Below are 13,985 nucleotides of genomic sequence, written 5' to 3'. Positions count from 1 at the left end.
CTCCTTTTAAATCTAATTATATCGAAAGCTGATACGTTTTTGAAAAAATATCATCCACCACTCGACATCATGGAGAATTTTGAAATATTTCCTTGGAAATATTGTAGAAATATGAAATTGTGTTTTCGACACTATTTTAAGATAAGATAACGGCTCCATAAACCAATGAACCAGCAACGACCCACGCAGGGTGTACTTTAAATCTCTCTAATAAAATTAAACTGACGATTACTAAGAGCACCGTTTGTGTCCAACCAGCAGACTCAACTGATGAATCGAAAAACTGAAACGTTAGGTACCCCATTAAAACAGCAATGATGGGTCGAACGTAAATTGTAATTCGTTTTACTTTTGGCGAGTCTTTATATTTCGTCAATATTCCAAGTAAAAAAATCATCGCAAGTAAAGATGGCACGACTGTTGCAAAAAGCGCTATTGTCGAACCTAATGTGCCAGCCACTTCATAGCCTATATATCCAGCCATTTTTGTCGCTATTGGCCCAGGCAGCGCATTTGCTAAAGCTAAAACTTCTCCGAATTCATTTGTCGTCATAAATTCATAGTTTTTGACAACTTCGTGCTCAACTAACGGAATTGAAGCAGGGCCGCCTCCATATCCGACAATTCCCGGAATTAAAAAGGCCACAAATAATTCCCATAGTTCCTTCATGATGTTTCACCCGCCTTTTTTTCTGCTGTTTTAGGCGATTTAAAAATAGCAAATAATATGAGTGTTGCTATGATAATAGCTGGATGAACACCAACAGCCGTGTACAAGATAGCTCCACCAACGATTAATAGACTTGCATATACCCAACCAAGGTCTTGTTTAGATCTTTTCGCAAATGACCAGGTTAAGGTTAAAAGTAGCACCCCAACGACAGGTGTGATTGCAGCTGTCATACCTTGCACAATGTTTGAATCCCGAAATTTTATTAAGAAACCTATTAGAAAAATCATAATTAAAACTGTTGGAAGAACCGCTGAAATGAGTGCTGAAATCATCCCGGCAACACCGCCAACACGGTAACCGATATACCCCGCCATTTTTGTTAACATTGGGCCTGGCAGTGTATTCGTAATAGCGAGTAAATCACTAAATTCTTCATCTGACATCCACTTATATGTATCGACCACTTCTTTATAAACTAATGGAATGGTAGATGGCCCACCACCATAGCCAAGCATGCTTGATCTAAAGAAACTAATAAAAATATCTTTCTGTAATTTCCAATTCATGTCTTTCACCTCATCCTCACAAATTATACCACGCGAATCAGGCGATTTAAATTTTAATAAATGAAAATAGCTACCTAAACTCGGTAGCTATCGACATTATTTTTCTTTTAAATTTACGTTTTCTTTAACATCTTTATTGACTAAGTACGTTGGGAAATAGCCTGAAAGAACATCTGCTACGTTTTGAGCTGCTTTTCTTTTTAATTCTGCTTCCGCTTCGACAGAATAGAATGCAGAGTGAGGATTTAGGATGACTTGATCCATGTTTAAGAACGGGTGCCCATCTTCAATCGGTTCAGTTTCTAAAACATCCAGTCCAGCCCCTGCAATTTCTCCATTTTCTAATGCTTCAATTAAAGCTTGCTCATCAATTACAGGACCACGTGATGTATTGATAATGAAAGCTTCTTTTTTCATCTTTTTAAATGCATCATGGCTAATGATTCCTTTTGTTTTATCATTTAACGGAAGATGAACTGACACATAATCCGATTGCTCGTAAAGCTCTTCCAATTCAACAAGCTCCACATTCATAGAGTCTGCAACTTTTTTTGGGACAAATGGATCATAAGCGATGACATCAATACCAAATGCTTGGGCTTTTTCTGTTAAGCGCTGCGGAATGTTACCAAATCCGATTAAGCCTAACTTTCGGCCTCTCATTCGATAGACAGGAATCGCGACTTTGTAATCCCAGTTACCTTTTTTTACTTCATTATTCATTAGTGTCACTTTTCGAACGCTTGAAAGTAATAGCGCCATCGCATGATCCGACACTTCATCTAAACAATAATCCGTTACGTTAGCAACTGCAACACCATTCTCTGTTGCGGCTTCTAAATCAACTGTGTTAAAACCAATTCCGTAGCGAGCAACAACTTTTAAATTATCTAAACTCTCAATGACTTTTCGAGAAATAGGTGCATATTGGTTTAAAATTGCGTCAGCATCCCGGCATTTTTCGATGACTTCTTCTTCTGTTTGGCACTGTTCAAGTGTCAATTCAATCCCCATTTGGTCAAACACTTCTTTTTCAGGTGCAAACGTATGATAATTGTAATCTGTAACGACTACTTTAAATTGACTCATAAGACATACTCCTTTATGTTAACGTTTCACATCTCGCTGTTCTTGGTTTGGCTCCATAAAGCGCTTAACGGCATCTAACGTTGGCAAGCCTTCAATGTCACCTTTCATACCAACAACCATTGCTCCTATCGCATTGGCGCGTTTAACGGTTTTCTGTAGAGGCTCTTCACGTAACAAACCACTGATAATTCCAGCCGCAAAGCCATCCCCAGCCCCAACTGGATCAACAACTTGCGCCACTGGAAAACCACTCACATATTCTTGTTTATCTTTCGAATGAACATAAGCGCCATCACTACCTAATTTAATGATGACCGTTTTGCTTCCATCTTCACTTAATTCGCTTGCCACGTCTTCAACCTTATCTATACCTGTCATGAATTGACCTTCATCCAGCCCTGGCAAAATAACATCCGCTTCTTTAGCGATTTCATTTAAAACCTGCTTCGCTTTCTCTTCAGACCAGAGCTTAAGTCTCAAGTTAGGGTCAAAAACGATCATTAAACCATGTTTTTTGGCTATTTCAATTGCTTTTTTTACCGTTTGATAACCTGTCTCACTCAACGCAGGTGTAATGCCCGTAACGTGCAAAACTTTTGCCTGACTAATATAATCTTCATTTAATTGTTCAGGTCTCATCATACTTGCAGCCGAATTTTTACGATAATAATAAACATTTAAATCTTCAGGTGACAGTTGCTCCTTAAATATAAGACCCGTAGGCGCACCACTCGTATACTGACACGATGACACATCAACACCTTCACCACGAATCGTCTTTAAGACAAAACGCCCGAACGGATCATCGCCAAGCTGACTAAACCAACCTACCTGATGACCTAGACGAGAAAGTCCTATTGCTACGTTCGACTCCGCCCCACCTATTTTTTTAGGAAAATGACTTACATAATCTAAAGGAGCCATCTGTTCAGGCTGAAAAAGCACCATCGTTTCACCTAACGTAAATACATCAATCTGACTCATAAAAAATCCACCTTTATATACAAATACGCTATCTTTTTATTTTTTTATTATATCGACGCCTTTATTTCGAGCAACCAACACTTCATCTACTATGTCGAAAAATAACCCAGTTTCAACGACACCTAATAAACTTTTAATTTCATCATGAAGCTCTTTCGGGTTACTAATCACATCAAACTGACAATCCAAAATGTAATTATCATTGTTCGAAACAAATACATCCCCATCTTTCTCTCTTAAAACGGCTGAACAACCTAACGACTCAATCTTATTTTTCGTTAATTGCCAACCAAATTTGACCACTTCAACTGGTAACGGGAAAGCCCCAAGACGGTCCACCAATTTACGATCGTCCGCAACCACGATAAAACGGTCAGCAGCTGCATCGACGATTTTTTCTCTTAATAACGAACCTCCGCCACCTTTAATCAAATTGAACTCAGGATCGATTTCATCAGCACCGTCCACTGCGATGTCAAGGCGTTCCACCTCTGAGAAATCCGTTAACGGAACACCAAACTCTTTAGCCCAATTCTCTGTCTTTATTGACGAAGGAACACCACGAATTTGTATCCCTTGTTTCACACGTTCACCTAATGCTTTCAACACATAAAACATCGTCGAACCAGAACCAAGACCAACTAACATACCATCCTGAATGCACTCTGCTGCCTGTTCACCAACTGCTTGTTTTTTACGATCAACATGTTCCATCATTAGCCCTCCATTAACGTGTCGTTTCGCGTTCCACTAAATGTACCGGAACTACCAACTGTTCATCATAATCCAATTTCTGTTTATTCATTAATTTCAACAACAATTCGGAAGCTTGTTCACCTAATTGATCGGTCGCTTGATGAATCGTAGTTAAAGCCGGTGAGCTATACTGGCTAAAGGTCACATTATCAAATCCAACAACTTGAACATCATCGGGGATGCTCTTGCCATTAAGTTGTAGAGCTTTTAACGCACCTATAGCTAACGTGTCCGAACTAGCAAAAACTCCATCAAATGAAACTTTGTTTTTAATCAAATCGATAATAACCTCTTTTGCTAACGTCACATCAAAAGGAATACTCTGAATTAGTGTTCTATCTTTTTCGTAACCATACTCGTTTAAGGCTTGAACAAAGCCTTCTTCCCTTTTATTAACCGGTAAAATATCACGCTCATCCCTAAGCATGACGATTTTTTTAGCTCCACGTTCAAGCAAAGCTTTAGCCGCCAAATAGCCACCTTCTTGATGATTGGATTCAATTACAGGTACGACGAGATCCATTTTTTCTAGTTGGTTAATACATACAACTGGAATATGTAGTGCCCTAACTTTTTTCACTAACTCCCTGTAACCTGAAACATAGATTAGTCCATCCACACCACGTGATTGAAGATCCTGTAAGATCAATTGCTCCTTATTAGCATCCTCACTCATGTTATAAATATTTATCGAGAAACCTTTTTTCATTAAAACACGTTCAATCGCGACCGCAATTTTAGCAAAATACTCGTTGGTCAGATCAGGCAGAACAATCCCAACACTATTCGTTTTCTTGGTTCTTAGACTTTTCGCAGCGACATTCGTTTGGTAATTATGTTTTTTCAGAACTTCCAAAACGCGCTTCTTTGTTTCTTCGGAATAACCTCCAGAATTGTTTAAAACACGTGAAACCGTCGCAGTCGATACGCCTAACATATTCGCAATTTCTTTAATGGTCACCTTCGCCATCGTTTTCACCTATCACTTTCGTTACGTAATCGATTACTCAGTTCAATAAAAAAATATAGTTACGTAATCGTTTACGTTAATACTATCGTACAAGGATTCCAATCGCTTTGCAATAAAAAATTCCATTTGATGAGCGCGAAACCCTTCTCATGATCTGGCTATTCGATAAATTTTGATTAGGTTTCGCCAATCTCTGGCAGAAATCTACACATAAAAAAACTACAGCACCAAATCAGCGCTGTAGCCTCTCTCATTTTTATAAAACCGCGATATGACCATCCGTGCGTGGTTCTGTTCCACCACATAACACACCTGTTTCCGGATCTCGCCAAATAATCTGCCCGCGGCCAAACTCGCTGTGATATAAGCTACGCTTAATTACATGGCCTCGACGTTGCAGCGCTTGAGCTAGATGCTCTGGGAATAGTGGGTCGACATGTACGACTTTGTCTTTCATCCACTGCCACCTTGGTGCATCAAGTGATGCTTGAGGATTTAAAGCAAAATCGATCGTGTTCATGATGACCTGAACGTGCCCTTGAGGCTGCATGAAACCACCCATGACCCCGAAAGGACCTACGGCTTGATCGTCTTTTGTTAAAAATCCAGGGATAATCGTATGATACGTTTGTTTGCCTGGCTTCAACGCATTCACGTGTTGTTCATCTAACTGGAACGTGTGGCCACGATTTTGCATCGCGATACCTGTATTAGGAATAACAACGCCTGAACCGAATCCCATGTAGTTACTCTGGATAAATGAAACCATATTTCCATCGCCATCCGCAGTTGATAGATATACCGTTCCACCCCGTTGCGGCTCACCAGGGGTTGGATCAAGTGCTTTATCCCCAATTAACTCACGTCGCTCATCAGCATATGCATCTGATAATAACTGCTCAACCGATACATCCATGTGGTCCTGTTGAGTAATATACTCTAATCCATCCGTGAAAGCTAACTTAATAGCCTCAATTTGCTTATGATACGTATCAACCGAATCTTTTTCGGTAAACTCATAACCTTTCAAAATGTTTAATGCCATTAAGGCAATAATGCCTTGACCATTCGGCGGGATTTCCCATACATCATATCCACGATAGTTAACTTTAATAGGGTCCACCCATTGAGGTTGATACGTCTCTAAATCCTCTTTCGTTAAGTAACCATCATGTTCCTTGAAGAACTGATTGATTTCATTAGCTAAGTTTCCTGAATAAAACGATTTTGCCTTCGAAGTCGCGATTTCTCTTAATCCACGCGCATGCCCAGGAGATTTCCACATCTCACCTGCTTTAGGTGCTCGTCCTTCTGGTGCAAACGTCTTAAACCAGTTCTCAAAAATCTCATCTTTAAAAATCTCTTTAAATTTTTTAAAAGCTGATTCCCAATGAAACGCAAGCGTTGGACTGAGCGGAAAGCCATCTTCTGCGTATCGAATCGCTGGTTCAAACAAGTCCTCAAAAGGCAGCACGCCAAAACGTTCTGAAAGCTCCGCCCAAGCAGCCGGTGTTCCCGGCACGGTCACTGGCACTTTTCCAAACGTCGGCACCTCTTCGTACCCTTCAGCTTTAAGCTTATCTATCGAAATGTTTTGTGGAGCGTAACCACTTGCATTGAGTCCATGAATTTTTCCATCAACCCATACAATCGCAAACGCATCAGACCCAATACCATTGGATGTCGGCTCAACAACCGTCAAGGCCGCAGCAGTTGCAATCGCTGCATCCACTGCGTTTCCACCTTTACGAATCATCTCAATCCCAGCTTCAGCTGCAAGTGGCTGAGATGTTGCCACCATTCCATTTTTACTATAAACCGCATTACGTCTCGACGCGTACGGATAATACATGCTATCAAAATTCATGTTGTCTCCTCCCACTCTATCAAAATCTGTCTAATTTTTAAGAAAACTTTTTAAAGATTATAACATACGAAAGGAATTTTTCTGAAATAAAAATTAAAATCCGCCATGACAGCGGATTTTGTTAATCTTCATACGAATGTGTACGCAAAACCTTTCCATTAGAATCCTGCACCTCTAAATACGTCCCTTTATTCTCTGCAATCTCGCTTCCTCTCTCAACAGCATCTTCCTTATACTCAAACACATCCGAAGCTTGATCAGCTGTCTTAGTCTGTACAGCCCAACCATCCTCATGCTTAGTCACCATCACACCTCGGCCCATCAGTTCAGGTCGACTATTATGATCGTCATGGTCCTTTAACTCCTTAGCAGACTTATCACGCATCTCCTGTCGATCTTGATCGTTTGCGTTATCATACCATTCTTTAGCTTGTTCCGTTCCAATTGGAATAGCTTCGTCCTCCTCATAGCCTTCTTCCAACATGGCATTAATAATCTCAATAGCCTTTAGTCGTGTTGCTTCGTTTAAGTTTTTCAATGAACTTGGATAATCATTTCGATCATAAGGCATGTTAAACACCTCCATATATGCTTTACTTTAGCTATTCCACTTTTAACCACATTCAAACATTGCTAAAATAAAAATAATACAAATCTATGGGGGTCATTCAATGCTTCGTAATATAAAAGATCTTGCATTTATATTATTTGGTGCGTTCTCATTCGCTTTTGGAATCAACTATTTTGCGATTCCAAATACGTTATCAGAAGGTGGCGTCATTGGGATTACCATCATTACGTTCTATTTATTTGAATGGTCCCCTGCCTTAATGAACTTTTTACTTAATGCCACCTTACTAGCACTTGGGTATAAGTTTTTCACGAAACGTGCAACCATTTATACAATTTTATCGTTCGGAATGTCTTCTTTCTTCCTTTATTTAACTGAGGGCTGGGGACAGGAAATTGTTGGAGACACCCTTCTGGCAGCGCTTTTTGCTGGAATTTTTGTTGGTCTTGGAATAGGACTAATGTTCAGATCAGGTGGTACAGCCGGCGGGACAACTATTTTAGCTAAAATGTTAAATAAAATAGCAGGTTGGGATGTCGGACCAACAATTTTTGTCATAGATGTCATCATTATTCTCGCCTCAGCATTTGTCATCGGTCAGGAAAAAGCAATGTACACCCTAATCGCAGTATACGTCGGCTCGAAAGTCATTGACTTAGTAGTTGAGGGTGCTAGTCAACGTACAGCCGTCATGATTATTTCAAGCGAAGGCGAAAAAGTCCTAGATGATATTACTAGACGAATGGCTCGTGGGGTGACGGTGCTCGAAGGACGCGGTGGATATTCTAACTTGAATAAAGAAGTCCTCTATATCGTCATTAACAAACGAGAAATTGTTCAACTTAGAAAAATTATTGAAAAACTAGATCCTGAAGCCTATGTCACGACACATCGAGTACAAGAGATATTTAAAACAGGTTATAAAGGGGGAAAATAATATGGCATACGGTTGTATAAAATGTGGTCATACTGAAGCTGGACAAAAAGAAGTAGCCATGACTGGAACTGGTTTATCCAAAATGTTTGATGTTCAGCACAATAAGTTTATTGTGGTCTTCTGTAAAAACTGCGGCTACTCCGAATTCTATAACAAAAACTCTTCAACCGCAGGAAATGTTGTCGACTTCTTCTTTGGCGGTTAAACGATAAGAGCAGTGGAAACTTTGTCCACTGCTCTTTTACTGTACATCGTCATAATTATAATTCTCATCTACGTCCCCTTCTTCATCTCGAACTTGTACATACGACTCGTATTCATCTGAGATTTCATCAGCACGTTTTAACGCTTGTCTCTCTGTATCAAACGTTTCATAGTCATCTTCTTGATTCACCATGTGAACAATCCAATCATCACCTTTACGACGGACAATCACTCCATTTTCCTTCATAACGGGACGGCCACCGCCATATTGGCTCTTCTCTTTAGACATGTTAAACCTCCTTCTACTTCTATTAATCCTTTTCATAATATGGTTGAAAAGAGGAATTTTTATGTTTTTTTTGGACATTAGCTTTGATTTTTCGGAATCGAATTTTGCAGAAACAAGGCATTGCGTTGTCGTTTTAGGGTATTTTGAGACATTTATAGGACATCGCAACTAAATTTATGAGACATTACACCTCAACATAAAGAGTTTTCCAAAAATTAATGCAAATCATTTTGGAATGTTGGTTCACTTTTGTTATGATAAGAATATAATAAATCATACTAAACTTATAGGAATTATAAGTTAAGGAGGAATTCGTTTATGTCAGAAGAACAACAGCAACCAGTAAGCTTACCTCGTATTGGGGATCCGGCACCAAATTTTGAAGCGACTACGACACATGGCCCGGTGAAATTAGAAGATTATAAAGGGTCGTGGTTAGTACTATTCTCACACCCAGCTGATTTCACACCAGTTTGCACAACAGAATTTGTGGCTTTTCAAGAAATTTACCCGAAACTAAGAGAATTAAACACGGAACTATTAGGCTTAAGTGTGGATAGCAATCAATCGCACATTGCATGGGTTCGTAATATTGAAGAAAACTTCAACACAAAAATTGAATTTCCAGTGATCGCGGACTTAAGTAAAGACGTGGCAACGAAATACGGTATGATTCATCCAAATGATAGTGGTACTGAAGCAAGTCGTGCAGTTTTTGTAATTGACGACAAGCAAGTCATCAAAGCGATTATTTATTATCCGTTAACAACAGGTCGTAACATGGCAGAAATCGTTCGACTTGTCGAAGCGTTACAAACAAATGTTAAGCACCAAGTATCAACACCAGCCAACTGGACGCCAGGTGATGATGTTTTAGTTCCACCACCAGCTTCACAACAACAAGCAGAAGAACGCGCAAACGATGACAGCGTCGAAGTGATTGACTGGTATTTAGCTAAGAAAAAATTATAGGTGAACGCAATGCCATGCGGTAAAAACGAAACGTCTTTAGCACCATCTCAACTCGAGTTATTTTTATCAGTTATTGAACATGACCACACCTTTCAAGACATACGGTTAGGTGTTAAGCTTCCTGTTTTCAAAGTAAAAAGTGCCTTACGTGAACTCGAGGAAGCAAACTTCATTGAAGAACAACAAAATCAATATTTTTTAACAGAAAAAGGAAGAGGCTGGGACAAAAGATATCTTATCCTTAGAGAAGACGAATATTAGGAGTAACTTGACTCCTAATATTCGTCTTCAATTTTTAGCTGCGTCAAAATGCTTCGCTTTCCGCAGGCACGGCTTCAACTTCCCCAAACTCACTTTCGTTCGGAGTTTAAGGATGTTCGGCTAAATACGCAACATCCATGTTGCAACGCCGAACTGACCCACATCCTGTGGCCCCTCAGCTCGTGCTGTTCTGCGACGACCTGGACGGTCTAGTGTCGGCGTTGGCCACAAATGCTTTTTGTACTACATCTTTGCTTAAGTTTGCGCCGAGTAATCGCAGGCGCAGGACGTGGCCGTTTTTAGCCGACCAGGAGTCTGCGCATTTTGACTACGCTAATAAAACTCAATATTCGTTTTTTGTTAAGCTACTTTTCTTTTGTCCCAGCCTCTTCCCTTTTTATTGAATTTTTCTATAAAAAAACCAACCTGACATTAACGGCAAAATAGCCGAAACCAAAATGACGCCAGTCCAGCCCATGGAAGTCCAAATCACTCCGACCCCTGTACCGCCAATGGTTACACCAATATAATAGCTAAACAAATAAATGCTGGTTGCGCCACTTTTGTGGTGTTGAGCTGCTGCTCCAACCCATGAAGATGTCAATGAGTGGGCTGTGAAAAAACCTAAACACATGACGGCTAACCCAAAGACAATCACAATGACATTTGGAATGACTGTGATCAACACGCCAAGCACCATAATGATCAGCCCAGAGAACAAGATTTTGACGGTACCATATAAATCCGCAAGCTTTCCTGCAATTGGCGAGCCAACGACCCCCATTGAGTACGTTAAAAAAAGTAACGAAATGACTTGAATGGATAAGAAAAATGGATCCCCTTCTAAATAGAACGGCAAGTAAACCCATACACCTGAAAAACTGACCTGAATCATCATGCCGAAGACGAATGCATAAATAAGCTTCGGATTTTTCAAATGTATAAACATGCCTTTAAGGTCTTCTGAGTAAGGCTTCGATGAACTAATAAAGTACTGTGACTTTGGTAAAACAAACACACATAGTAAGGAAATAATCACTCCAAAAATCCCTAACACATAAAAGCTCGATTGCCACGTAAATGTCTCTGCCCAAAAGCCTCCAAAAACTCGTCCGGCCATACCACCTAAAGCATTACTTGCAATATAAATCGTCACAGCTAGTGCACGGCTGCCAGGTGACACCTCTTCTGAGATGTAAGCAACCGCTACAGCCGGTAATCCTGCGGCAAAAATGCCAACCAATAACCTTAGAAACACCAACGCATAAAACGAATCCACCATGGGCATGATGAAGAGCGGCACGACTGATAACAGCATCGTCCATTTTAAAATACCTAAACGTCCAATTCGATCAGATATAAATCCAAACGCTAGTAAACTAATCATTAATGAAAAAGATGCTACCGAAAATAGCAAACTCGATTCCGTAGCCGAAACATCAAACTCTTTAGCCAAAATAGGCAAGATTGGCTGAACAATATATAAATTCGAAAACACAAACACAGATGCCAGCATTAACCCAAGTGACAACTGCCAAAAACGCCTGTCCCTAAATGAATAGGCTGTCTCCTCCATGGTTACCCTTCTTTCGGTGTTATATGTATTGTATTATTTTATCAAATGATTAAAATTTCCTTCCAGTCGCGAGATTATCGGCCGTTTTTTTGATTGTTGCTGTGATTCGCTTTCGGTGGACGCTTTCCGTGGGCACGACTTCAACTTCTCCGAACTCGTACAACTCGTTCGGGTATTATTGATGTTCGGCTAAGTTCGCAACATCCGTGTTGCAACGCCGAACTGACCCACATCCTGTGGCCCCTCAGCTCGTGCTATTCCCGCGACGAACTGGACGTTTTAGTGTCGGCGTTGGCCACAAATGCTACTTGCACTACTTCATTGACTAAGTTTGCGCCGAGTAATCGCAGGTGCAGGACGTGGCCGCTTTTAGCCGACCTGGAGTCGCCACCTTCGCTCATCGCACTCAAATTACTTACAGTCCAAAAAATTTCTATAACGATACGAACATGACAACCTATAATAAAAAGCAGTCCAGTTTAAAACTGAACTACTCCATTATAAATCACCATACCAAATAATTTCGCCTTTTTGATGGTCGTAATCTACCTCAACATCAAAATTATGCTTTTCATAAAAGTGCGTCAAACGGTTCAAATGATCCCAATCACGTTCGACCAAATCACCTGTAATATATTGATAATTAAATTCTTTTACTAAATCTTTTAAATGGTTCATTAAAATTGAACCATAGCCTCGATCTTCAGGCCCTTTTATATCATTAATATGAACTGTACGTTCATCTTTAAATTCTAGTTGCATGCAAGAATCCCAATGTCCTTTAAACGGCCCTTCGCAATCATTTACCATAAGCTGTGCCTGTTCATCATCCGCATCTTTAAACACAATCACCCAATGGTCTTGTTTCGTTTGATCAATGCCGACGATTTCATATTTCTTTGAGATTTCTTTCATATTTTCACGCATTCGAAAGACTTGAAACTCCATATTCTCAAGTTCATCTTGACGTTCTTCTTGAGTTTTCTCAGACTCCAACTCTAATAATCTTGGGAAACTCATCGAATGCCCCTTTCTTTTAAAACTCAAACACACAATTGGGCATTATACTAGAGATTCACTCACTGTGCAACCTAGTATTGGTGAAGCGCATCGAAAAACAAATTAACTAACTCATCGCGATTCACATCATATAACACATATGCATTTGGCTGCATATCTAATGTGTTTAAATAATCCACAAATGTGGTCCCAGCTGTTAATGGTGACGCCCTCTCAACCGTGACATAATAAAAATTTCCTCTAAACAAACTAGGGTCAATCACATAAGCAATGGCACACGCATCATGAAGCCTCACCACATCTTCAAAGTAAGGTACATTAAATGGTGATCCTTCTGCCGCTTCTTGATAAAACTTCAACATCTTATACACTTTTTCCGCTAAATCCGTACCAATTTCACGAATCGCTTCAATCTCTGACTCTAGTAAGTAAGCTTCCCTTGTGGCATCAAGCCCACTCATGACGACTGGTACACCTGAGCGAAACACCAATTCTGCAGCGTCAGGGTCGGCATAAATATTAAACTCCGCTGTCGGAATGACATTCCCTCCCATTGCCGCTCCACCCATAATCGAGATTTTCTTTATATTAAATTTTACCTCAGGATGAGCATTTAGAAGCATTCCGACATTGGTCAAAGGTCCACTCGTCACAATCGTAATCGGTTCGTCAGAAGTCATAATAACATCATACATGGCTGAAATGGCTGGTCGTTGACTTCCTTCGATGACAGGATCAGGAAAAAGCACTTTCCCAGTCCCCGTCTCACCATGAAAATCTGGCGCAGTTTCTAACTCCTTAAAAATCGGCCGATCCAAGCCACGAGCAACTTCCACATCTTTTCCTAGATAACTAACCATCCTTAAGGCATTTTCATAAGTTTTATCCTGTTCTTGGTTGCCAGCAGCTGTTGTAATTAAACGAACATCGATTTTTTCATGTGCCAATCCAACAATAAGCATCATGAAATCATCAATGCCAGGATCCGTATCAATAATGACTGGAATTTTCGCCACAAAAAAACCTCCAATATAAAATAGATTTTACTCCATTTTATTGAAGGCCATCTAAAATGTTGTTAAGAATATACAGGAAAATATTAACTTTTATCTTTTATAAAAGTCTCAATTTCCTTAACGCTTAACCCTAACTTCTTTGCCTCTCTTATAAGCTCAACCCATTCTCGATCCAACAAAACAACTTCACTTTTTTCTGAAAGCGTCACCGTTCGTTTTCCTCCCCACTTCATA

17 protein-coding genes are annotated in these 13,985 nt (G+C 40.0%); 4 read left to right on the top strand and 13 right to left on the bottom strand.

Annotated elements, in window-relative coordinates; all coding sequences use genetic code 11:
• Positions 1–136: 136 nt before the first annotated feature.
• The 8 genes from ACTWQB_RS12720 to ACTWQB_RS12685 all read right to left on the bottom strand — a co-directional run bounded on the left by ACTWQB_RS12720 (position 137) and on the right by ACTWQB_RS12685 (position 7,476).
• Positions 137–670: a chromate transporter gene (locus tag ACTWQB_RS12720; protein ID WP_443139570.1), complete on the bottom strand. Its 534-nt coding sequence runs from the start codon at positions 668–670 to the stop codon at positions 137–139.
• A complete protein-coding gene (locus ACTWQB_RS12715; protein WP_443139569.1) occupies positions 667–1,239 on the bottom strand; it encodes a chromate transporter in 573 nt (190 codons plus the stop codon). Before ACTWQB_RS12715 ends, ACTWQB_RS12720 begins: the two co-directional genes overlap by 4 nt.
• A 96-nt stretch (positions 1,240–1,335) precedes the next feature.
• Entirely contained in the window at positions 1,336–2,328 is a 993-nt protein-coding gene (locus ACTWQB_RS12710) for a C-terminal binding protein (protein WP_443139568.1), read from the bottom strand.
• A gap of 18 nt (positions 2,329–2,346) precedes the next feature.
• A complete protein-coding gene (locus ACTWQB_RS12705; RefSeq protein ID WP_443139567.1) occupies positions 2,347–3,312 on the bottom strand; it encodes a sugar kinase in 966 nt (321 codons plus the stop codon).
• 36 nt (positions 3,313–3,348) lie between these two features.
• Positions 3,349–4,026 (bottom strand): ribose-5-phosphate isomerase RpiA, encoded by a 678-nt coding sequence (rpiA, locus tag ACTWQB_RS12700; RefSeq protein WP_443139566.1) that lies wholly within the window; start codon positions 4,024–4,026, stop codon positions 3,349–3,351.
• A 13-nt stretch (positions 4,027–4,039) separates the two neighbouring features.
• Entirely contained in the window at positions 4,040–5,038 is a 999-nt protein-coding gene (locus ACTWQB_RS12695) for a LacI family DNA-binding transcriptional regulator (RefSeq protein WP_443139565.1), read from the bottom strand.
• 256 nt (positions 5,039–5,294) lie between these two features.
• Positions 5,295–6,905, bottom strand: a complete 1,611-nt coding sequence (locus ACTWQB_RS12690) for a gamma-glutamyltransferase family protein (protein ID WP_443139564.1) — start codon at positions 6,903–6,905, stop codon at positions 5,295–5,297.
• A gap of 121 nt (positions 6,906–7,026) precedes the next feature.
• Complete coding sequence (locus tag ACTWQB_RS12685; protein ID WP_443139563.1) at positions 7,027–7,476, bottom strand: DUF2188 domain-containing protein; 450 nt, start codon at positions 7,474–7,476, stop codon at positions 7,027–7,029.
• A 100-nt stretch (positions 7,477–7,576) separates the two neighbouring features.
• Between ACTWQB_RS12685 and ACTWQB_RS12680 the strand changes: the two genes are divergently transcribed.
• Positions 7,577–8,413, top strand: a complete 837-nt coding sequence (locus ACTWQB_RS12680; RefSeq protein WP_443139562.1) for a YitT family protein — start codon at positions 7,577–7,579, stop codon at positions 8,411–8,413.
• Between the two features lies 1 nt (position 8,414).
• The gene (locus ACTWQB_RS12675; protein WP_443139561.1) at positions 8,415–8,618 is read left to right on the top strand and encodes a zinc ribbon domain-containing protein; all 204 of its coding nucleotides are present in this window, start codon (positions 8,415–8,417) and stop codon (positions 8,616–8,618) included.
• Positions 8,619–8,654: 36 nt separating this feature from the next.
• On the opposite strand, the gene ACTWQB_RS12670 is transcribed toward ACTWQB_RS12675, so the two are convergent.
• Positions 8,655–8,906, bottom strand: a complete 252-nt coding sequence (locus ACTWQB_RS12670) for a DUF2188 domain-containing protein (protein ID WP_443139560.1) — start codon at positions 8,904–8,906, stop codon at positions 8,655–8,657.
• A gap of 318 nt (positions 8,907–9,224) precedes the next feature.
• Here ACTWQB_RS12670 and ACTWQB_RS12665 point away from each other — a divergent pair, with 318 nt between their 5' ends.
• Both ACTWQB_RS12665 and ACTWQB_RS12660 read left to right on the top strand, forming a co-directional pair.
• Entirely contained in the window at positions 9,225–9,878 is a 654-nt protein-coding gene (locus tag ACTWQB_RS12665; protein ID WP_443139559.1) for a peroxiredoxin, read from the top strand.
• Positions 9,879–10,139 (top strand): hypothetical protein, encoded by a 261-nt coding sequence (locus ACTWQB_RS12660; protein WP_443139558.1) that lies wholly within the window; start codon positions 9,879–9,881, stop codon positions 10,137–10,139. It begins immediately after the preceding gene.
• A gap of 397 nt (positions 10,140–10,536) precedes the next feature.
• Here ACTWQB_RS12660 and ACTWQB_RS12655 read toward each other — a convergent pair whose 3' ends face one another.
• The 4 genes from ACTWQB_RS12655 to ACTWQB_RS12640 all read right to left on the bottom strand — a co-directional run bounded on the left by ACTWQB_RS12655 (position 10,537) and on the right by ACTWQB_RS12640 (position 13,984).
• On the bottom strand, positions 10,537–11,715 hold the full coding sequence (locus tag ACTWQB_RS12655) for an MFS transporter (protein WP_443139557.1): 1,179 nt from the start codon (positions 11,713–11,715) through the stop codon (positions 10,537–10,539).
• A gap of 498 nt (positions 11,716–12,213) precedes the next feature.
• Positions 12,214–12,735, bottom strand: a complete 522-nt coding sequence (locus ACTWQB_RS12650) for a hypothetical protein (RefSeq protein ID WP_443139556.1) — start codon at positions 12,733–12,735, stop codon at positions 12,214–12,216.
• A gap of 71 nt (positions 12,736–12,806) precedes the next feature.
• Positions 12,807–13,751: a nucleoside hydrolase gene (locus ACTWQB_RS12645; protein ID WP_443139555.1), complete on the bottom strand. Its 945-nt coding sequence runs from the start codon at positions 13,749–13,751 to the stop codon at positions 12,807–12,809.
• A gap of 83 nt (positions 13,752–13,834) precedes the next feature.
• A complete protein-coding gene (locus ACTWQB_RS12640; protein WP_443139554.1) occupies positions 13,835–13,984 on the bottom strand; it encodes an anti-repressor SinI family protein in 150 nt (49 codons plus the stop codon).
• Between the last annotated feature and the right edge of the window lies 1 nt (position 13,985).

The sequence above is a fragment of the Piscibacillus sp. B03 genome (assembly GCF_052246295.1).
In the GTDB taxonomy this organism is placed as follows: Bacteria; Bacillota; Bacilli; order Bacillales; family Alkalibacillaceae; genus Piscibacillus.
Note: the sequence above shows the minus strand (reverse complement) of the source record. Positions and strands in the feature narration are given on the sequence as shown.

Bases quoted from the DNA above. Each gene is read 5' to 3' on its own strand.
- ACTWQB_RS12715 (WP_443139569.1), bottom strand. From the start codon at position 1,239: ATGAATTGGAAATTACAGAAAGATATTTTTATTAGTTTCTTTAGATCA.
- ACTWQB_RS12675 (WP_443139561.1), top strand. From the start codon at position 8,415: ATGGCATACGGTTGTATAAAATGTGGTCATACTGAAGCTGGACAAAAA.
- ACTWQB_RS12650 (WP_443139556.1), bottom strand. From the start codon at position 12,735: ATGAGTTTCCCAAGATTATTAGAGTTGGAGTCTGAGAAAACTCAAGAA.
- ACTWQB_RS12710 (WP_443139568.1), bottom strand. From the start codon at position 2,328: ATGAGTCAATTTAAAGTAGTCGTTACAGATTACAATTATCATACGTTT.
- ACTWQB_RS12695 (WP_443139565.1), bottom strand. From the start codon at position 5,038: ATGGCGAAGGTGACCATTAAAGAAATTGCGAATATGTTAGGCGTATCG.
- ACTWQB_RS12690 (WP_443139564.1), bottom strand. From the start codon at position 6,905: ATGAATTTTGATAGCATGTATTATCCGTACGCGTCGAGACGTAATGCG.
- rpiA (WP_443139566.1), bottom strand. From the start codon at position 4,026: ATGGAACATGTTGATCGTAAAAAACAAGCAGTTGGTGAACAGGCAGCA.
- ACTWQB_RS12705 (WP_443139567.1), bottom strand. From the start codon at position 3,312: ATGAGTCAGATTGATGTATTTACGTTAGGTGAAACGATGGTGCTTTTT.
- ACTWQB_RS12655 (WP_443139557.1), bottom strand. From the start codon at position 11,715: ATGGAGGAGACAGCCTATTCATTTAGGGACAGGCGTTTTTGGCAGTTG.
- ACTWQB_RS12665 (WP_443139559.1), top strand. From the start codon at position 9,225: ATGTCAGAAGAACAACAGCAACCAGTAAGCTTACCTCGTATTGGGGAT.
- ACTWQB_RS12670 (WP_443139560.1), bottom strand. From the start codon at position 8,906: ATGTCTAAAGAGAAGAGCCAATATGGCGGTGGCCGTCCCGTTATGAAG.
- ACTWQB_RS12680 (WP_443139562.1), top strand. From the start codon at position 7,577: ATGCTTCGTAATATAAAAGATCTTGCATTTATATTATTTGGTGCGTTC.
- ACTWQB_RS12685 (WP_443139563.1), bottom strand. From the start codon at position 7,476: ATGCCTTATGATCGAAATGATTATCCAAGTTCATTGAAAAACTTAAAC.
- ACTWQB_RS12640 (WP_443139554.1), bottom strand. From the start codon at position 13,984: ATGAAGTGGGGAGGAAAACGAACGGTGACGCTTTCAGAAAAAAGTGAA.
- ACTWQB_RS12720 (WP_443139570.1), bottom strand. From the start codon at position 670: ATGAAGGAACTATGGGAATTATTTGTGGCCTTTTTAATTCCGGGAATT.